This is a genomic window from Acinetobacter sp. UBA1496 (assembly GCF_002324975.1).
In the GTDB taxonomy this organism is placed as follows: domain Bacteria; phylum Pseudomonadota; class Gammaproteobacteria; order Pseudomonadales; family Moraxellaceae; genus Acinetobacter; species Acinetobacter variabilis.
The window spans coordinates 47,810-54,055 of sequence record NZ_DCRI01000014.1 but is presented as its reverse complement, the minus strand read 5'-3'; the positions used below and the strand labels follow the sequence as shown (position 1 = coordinate 54,055).

Sequence of the window (6,246 nt, the reverse complement as noted above, 5' to 3'; positions counted from 1 at the left end):
ATTTCGTATAAGGTGTATTATGTTAATTTGAGTTTTTATACATAATTTTATTCAGTTTTTATAAATTGATTAGGTGTGGTATTAAATAAAGATTTGAAGGCATGAATAAAAGCTGAAGGCGAGGAATATCCTAAGTCAAATGCGATCTCAGTTACCGACTTGCCCAATACTAATAATTCTAGAGAATATAATAAGCGTGCTTTTAGACACCATTTAGTATATGGAATTCCTGTATATTTTAGAAATAAACGTGAAAACGTTCGTTCTGAAAGTAGCAAATAATCAGCTGCTTGCTTTAGGGGGATCATTACACAGGGATTTTTTTGGATTTGTAGACATAATTTAAAAAATGCAGGGTTATGAGGAAAGGGAAGATTAAATTGAGCATCTGGCAGAGTGATTAAATCTTCAATTAATACCTTTATCTTACGCCCATCAGTTCCATTCTCATCATAATCAACAGGAATAGTAGTACAGGCATGATGGATAAATTCACGAACAAAATTATTAACAATAACAACTTTAGTTGTATTTTCTAAATTATTGATATAACTACTATCTATATACAAACTTTCAAGATTTATTTTTTCTTTAGCCCATACTTTATGTGGACACTTTGGTGGTATCCACACACCATATTGAGAAGGTAGGCTTATGTAAGTATCGTTAACTTGAATATGTATCAAACCCTGACGTGAAAATAAAAATTGCCACCAAACATGCTGATGTTCCTCAATATAAGTACTTTCCTCAATACTATAGGCACGAAAATATACGGGTCTCGGTAAGCACTCAATTGTACTGGTGTAAGCCGTTTTCCATTCCTGAACAATATTATGCATCATGATTAAAATTCTTTAAATTTGGCAATTTATCGACATATATTGGCATAATATCGAAAGAATACATAAAAAATAAGCCATAAAATTTACAATTTAGAAGAGCAGTTTTTCAATGAGCTTTCAAAAATGTTTACCTTGGATCATGCTTTTTAGCATAGGCCTATGTCTACGCACAGGTATTTCCTCAATATCCCCAATATTAGATCAAATTCAGCAGGATCTATCAGTCAGTAATCAATCCTTGGGGGTACTTACCGCCATTCCTGTAATTTTTATGGGAATATTGTCCCCTTTAGGCTATAGATTAGAAAATATATTAGGCCTAAAAAGATCCATTTTATTAGCTTTGACTATTCTTTTTATAGGTATATTTTTGCGGTTAGAGTCATCTTTGGGATACGCTTTGCTTTTATTTACTGCCGCTCTGGTGGGCATTGGAGATGCGATCATCAGGCCTTTAGTTTCAGGATTTGTAAAAGAAGTATTTAATGATAAAACTTATGCAGCTATGGGGTTATATGCCGCAAGTATAGGTATTGGAGCTGCTTTAGCTGCTTATCTAACACCTATCATTTCTATAAATACGGAAAGGTGGGAATATGGACTTGCATTTTGGTCAATTCCTATTTTAATGACAGCTCTTTTTTGGGGAGTATGGAAAAGCACTTTCATAAAAAGACCAAATAGTATGATATTCCTTAAGTACAAATTAAAGCGTATAGAAGTTTTAAACTTAACATTGTTTTTTGGGTTACAAGCAGGCATAAATTATACGATGGTGGCTTGGATTCCTAAGTTTTATCTTGATGCTGGATATAGCCAATATGAGGCCAGTTACGCTATTGGAATATTCTTAATATTACAGACATTTACTAGCCTCTTTTTCCCTTTAAGTCTACGAGTACTTAAAATCAAGATTCGAGGTGCATTATTCTTTTTTACCGGTTTGACAATTATCAGTGCTTTATTCTTATTATTCATATCACAGATTCAATGGTGGGCTGTAATTAGCTTAGGCATTGCTACAGGAGGATTATTTCCTATAGCCCTTATTTTACCTATTGAGTTCGCATCTAGTACTCAATTAGCAACACGGCTAAGTGGAATAACCCAGTCCTTTGGATACTTATTGGCTGGGATCATGCCATGGGTTGGTGGAATTATAATAGATAAATTTGGTTCTATGGTGGGTCTAACTTCTCTAACCATGCTCATGGCTTTAGGTTTAGGAATTACTTCATATCATATGAAATATATGTTCAGTCAATATTCTAATGTATGAATAAAAAACATCTTATATCCGACTTTAAAACTACTGAAACTAATTCCATTTAACATAATGGCGGTTATACGAAATTAGTAGTGTAACTCCAAAATAGAAATGTCCGGTTTCTCCAAAGTAAAAATGACACAGGTTGAGTCGTCTTATACTCATGATGACATCGTTTGAGTCGCAGCATGATGTCATTATGGTTAGTTAGAAGAATTAAGATACTGATTTGATTATCATGCTAATGACAAACCTTGTGTCGCATGACGAGCCAATGGACGGAATCAGGTGAAATCTTATCTGGAACCTCTAAAAGTTCAACCGGCCTGATATTTTCGGCTTTATTCACTTTAAAGCATGTACCAGAAAAGTTTTAAAGTGAATGTTAGAGCTGTTCTAAACGCTGTAGCTGTGCCAATAACTCTGCTCCACTAAATGCACCTGTCAAACGTAAGCTGCGAATCTCCTGCTGCTTAGTATCGAGAAATAAATAGGTCGGTGGTCCCAGAATCTCCCATCGGTTAAGTAAAGTCTGATGCGTAGCATCATACTGACTAAGATCGAGCTTGATCAGAAAATAAGGGGCTAAGGCCTGCTGGACAGCAGCTGCCTTTAATACTTTATGTTCAATCGGCTGACAGGCCACACACCAATCAGCATAGACATCAATAATGACCTTCTGCCCTTTCGGTACTGTAGCCAGTAATTGTTCAAATTCAGTGGCTGTTTTTGCTATATGCCAACTCGCCTGTTGTTGGGCAGTTTCAACAAAAAAGCGCTGACTATGCTGATACTGACTATATGTAATATAAGGTACGGCGATAGCCAAACAGATGAAATAGAGCCAGCGCAGTCCGGTATTTTTCCAGAATAATCGTGCCAGAACATAGGCAACAAAGCTTAAGCCCAACCCTAGCGACAGCCACTGCAATGCAGCTTCTGAAATCAGCGGACGAATAAAATACAAGGCCAAAGCCAGCATGATGAAAGCAAAGAGTACTTTTACCTGATTCATCCAGTGCCCGGCTCGGGGCAGGATGCGTGCCCCCATAATACTGGCCAGCAGCAACGGAGTGCCCATACCGAAACCTAAAGTAAACAGCAGCACTGCGCCTTGCCACTGGTTCTGAGTCTGGGAAATAAATAATAATGCACCGGCTAATGGTGCCGTCATACAAGGCCCGACCAGCAAGGCAGAAACAGATCCCATGACCGCAGCGCTGACCAGAGTTCCCCCTTGCTGCATCGCCTGAACCCGGTCCAGACGCTGTGTCAGACGCTGTGGCATTTTAATTTCAAACAGGCCAAACAGGTTGAGGGCAAATACCACAAATAGTGCACTAAATGCCATCAAGGTGGCAGGTTGCTGTAACCAGCGCTGAAAGTTGAGTCCGGCTGAAGACGCGATCAAGCCCAGTACCGCATAGACTGTGGCCATACTGCTTACAAAGCTTAGGGCAATCATCCAAGCCTTGATGCCTTTGCTATCACGAACAATCAGTGAAGTCAGAATTGGCAGCATCGGCAAAGAGCATGGCGTAAATGCCAGCAAAATGCCCAAGCCAAAAAACAATAGTAATCCATAAGCTAGCGAACTTTCAGCGAGACGTGCAGACCATTGCTGATCTTGTGCCGAGTCGCTGCTGGATCGTGTAGAAATGACTTCGACGATTTTGCTGTCTGTATTTCCTGATTCTAGATCATCAGCAGAATTTGCCATAATCCGGTTGTGTTGCGAGGAAGAGCTGCTTAGATCCAGTAACTTTTTATTACCCGAGCTAGTAGATTCAGATTGCACCAGACCGGATAAGTCAGTCTTGAATTCAATGGTTTGAGGAGGATAACAAAGCCTGTCTTTGGCACAGCCTTGCCAGCTGACCTGATAAGTTTGACCCGCCTGTGTCGGAATCTGAACTTTTAATTGCTGATAATAAACCTGGGTATGACCATAGTTTTCATCATATAGATCTTCAGCGGGTGGTAATTGCAAGGTCATCGGCTGACTTCCCTGCTTTACCTCTACCTTATGCTGATAAAGATAATAGTTTTTCGGAATTTCCCAGCTAAGTTCAGCCTGTTGCTGAGTGACTGAACTGATACTCAGAGGAAAAGCCTGCTCAGGCGAAAGCAAAGGTGCTTCTGCCTGAGCAATATTGCTAAGCAACACTGTGCCCAATAAGACTGGAGAAAATACTTTTCTCCCGATCTTAAACTGTAGTGCTTTGGTCATATCGAAATAAGAGCAGCTTAGAATAGGAACGATACGCCCAAGCCTGAGAAGTAACCTTTATTCTGACCTTCCAGATTTACTCCGATACTGGCATCAAGTTGTACCTGATCATTCAATGCATACATGACACCAGTGCCTAGCGCATATTCATTATCCTGACTTTCGGCTTTGCGATAAATCAGTTCCGAATAACCTGACCAGCGATCAGCAATCTGATAGCCTAAAGCTGGAATCGCGGTAATCGCCCAGTTGCTATCCTGCCATTCATAACGCATGGTCAGTGCAGTGTTCACCAAATCATTATATTGATAGGCAACTGCTGAGCTCAAACTGTAAATATCTTCTTCATTGCTAAAATTAGCATTACCTGTGGCAATAATGGCTTCAGCCATCAGCGCCATACTGAGTTTTTCATCATCCAGATCAATGGCTTTTTTCAGGCCGATACTAATATCGCCTAGACCATCATCCTCTTCAGTCTGGCCATTGAACTTGGTTTGTGACCAGGCCGGACCGGCCCAGCCTAAACGTAATTCAAGATCATCAGTCAAACCGGTACGCAACAAGACGTCGGCATTTAAAGTAGTTTGTTTCAGCTTGCTTCCATCCACAGTCGCTTCGCTATAAGAGAAACTCGGTAAACCCTGTTCCCAAGCTAACTGACCCACTGGCACGGTACTGGTACCCAGACCTTCACCTGGTCGGTCAAATTCAACTGCAGCATAAAGCTGTGCACTTACACCCGTCAGTGCCATTAAACCCAATATTCTTAAAGTTGTCTTCATCTTGCTGGAGCTCTTTCTTAAAATTTAATGTAATTCCTTGGTCATTTTTGCGCCGTGACTACGCAATAATTCTAGGGTCTGTTTTTCTTCTTCCAGTGCTTCTGCCCAATTAATTTCATCAAAATCACAATCAAAGAATAAATCACTAATCGATGACAGAATGGTTAATCCTTCTTCATCCTTACTGTTCGGATTGACTTTTTCTTCTAATAGGCGCTGCACTGCAGGTACACAGGCTGCACTGGCCGCATCCCAAAGCGGGCCATAAACTTCTTCAGCATCCCAGAGATGCAAATTGGCTTTAGCCTGGATCAGCGCTTCCAGAATCTGTAAATGTACGTCCAGACGTTGCTGTTTTTCTTCGGCAGTTAATGGACTACCCGCTTCATAAGCTTCGCACACTTCTTCCCACCATTTGAACAGGCCATCTGACCAGATGGAAATAACTGGGCCTTTTTCCAGATCAATAAAATTCGGGTTAAGTCCATCTGCCAAGAGCTGTTTGACCTGACCCAGATTAAGTTCTTCGAGTGCTTGCACAAAAAGCTGTTGTTGCGCAGTTAACATGATGGAGCTCACTTCAAATTCGTTTTTTACTATTATGCCGAATAAAACGGGATTTGTTTTGTTCTCATTCGTTTATTTTATCTAAAATTGAAAAAAGCCCCGTAGGGGGCCTTTTTCATCTGCGAATTATTTATTGTTCTAGATCTGTACCTGTATCTTCTTCCGCAAGTTTTAGCGGAGTGCTACGTACGTTATCTTTTTTCTCAATCACATGTTCCAGACTGCGTTTTAAACGGTCAATAGCACCATGAATAGCAGTATCAACATTATGACCATGATGGTTTACGACAATTGGCTTCAAGCCGGCAGGACGTGCTTCGATCATGCAGCGAATATCGTCATCGCCTCCTTTGGCGGCGTTTTCATCGCTAAGATGCACTGAGAAATGGGTAATACGCTCACTGTGGCGCTGGAATTCCTGATTTAATTCGGTACGAACGTAAGTAATTAGACGATCACTATTGCGAATGTTTTTATCGGTACGGAGTTCAATGTTCATAAAATACCATCCTCAAATCATTTTAACTTTTTAGTGCAGAATTTTTATCTTGG

General features: G+C 40.3%; 6 protein-coding genes. 1 reads left to right on the top strand and 5 read right to left on the bottom strand.

Annotated elements, in window-relative coordinates; genetic code table 11:
• Positions 1-47: 47 nt before the first annotated feature.
• A complete protein-coding gene (locus tag B3143_RS01400; protein ID WP_286739286.1) occupies positions 48-845 on the bottom strand; it encodes an AraC family transcriptional regulator in 798 nt (265 codons plus the stop codon).
• Between the two features lie 109 nt (positions 846-954).
• Between B3143_RS01400 and B3143_RS01395 the strand changes: the two genes are divergently transcribed.
• Positions 955-2,124, top strand: a complete 1,170-nt coding sequence (locus tag B3143_RS01395) for a CynX/NimT family MFS transporter (RefSeq protein ID WP_286739284.1) — start codon at positions 955-957, stop codon at positions 2,122-2,124.
• Positions 2,125-2,497: 373 nt separating this feature from the next.
• Here B3143_RS01395 and dsbD read toward each other — a convergent pair whose 3' ends face one another.
• The 4 genes from dsbD to B3143_RS01375 all read right to left on the bottom strand — a co-directional run bounded on the left by dsbD (position 2,498) and on the right by B3143_RS01375 (position 6,193).
• On the bottom strand, positions 2,498-4,342 hold the full coding sequence (dsbD, locus tag B3143_RS01390; RefSeq protein ID WP_286739282.1) for a protein-disulfide reductase DsbD: 1,845 nt from the start codon (positions 4,340-4,342) through the stop codon (positions 2,498-2,500).
• Between the two features lie 17 nt (positions 4,343-4,359).
• Positions 4,360-5,127, bottom strand: a complete 768-nt coding sequence (locus B3143_RS01385) for a transporter (RefSeq protein ID WP_286739280.1) — start codon at positions 5,125-5,127, stop codon at positions 4,360-4,362.
• Positions 5,128-5,151: 24 nt separating this feature from the next.
• Positions 5,152-5,694: an ankyrin repeat domain-containing protein gene (locus tag B3143_RS01380; protein WP_286739278.1), complete on the bottom strand. Its 543-nt coding sequence runs from the start codon at positions 5,692-5,694 to the stop codon at positions 5,152-5,154.
• 130 nt (positions 5,695-5,824) lie between these two features.
• The gene (locus B3143_RS01375) at positions 5,825-6,193 is read right to left on the bottom strand and encodes an HPF/RaiA family ribosome-associated protein (RefSeq protein WP_005232722.1); all 369 of its coding nucleotides are present in this window, start codon (positions 6,191-6,193) and stop codon (positions 5,825-5,827) included.
• Positions 6,194-6,246 lie beyond the last annotated feature (53 nt).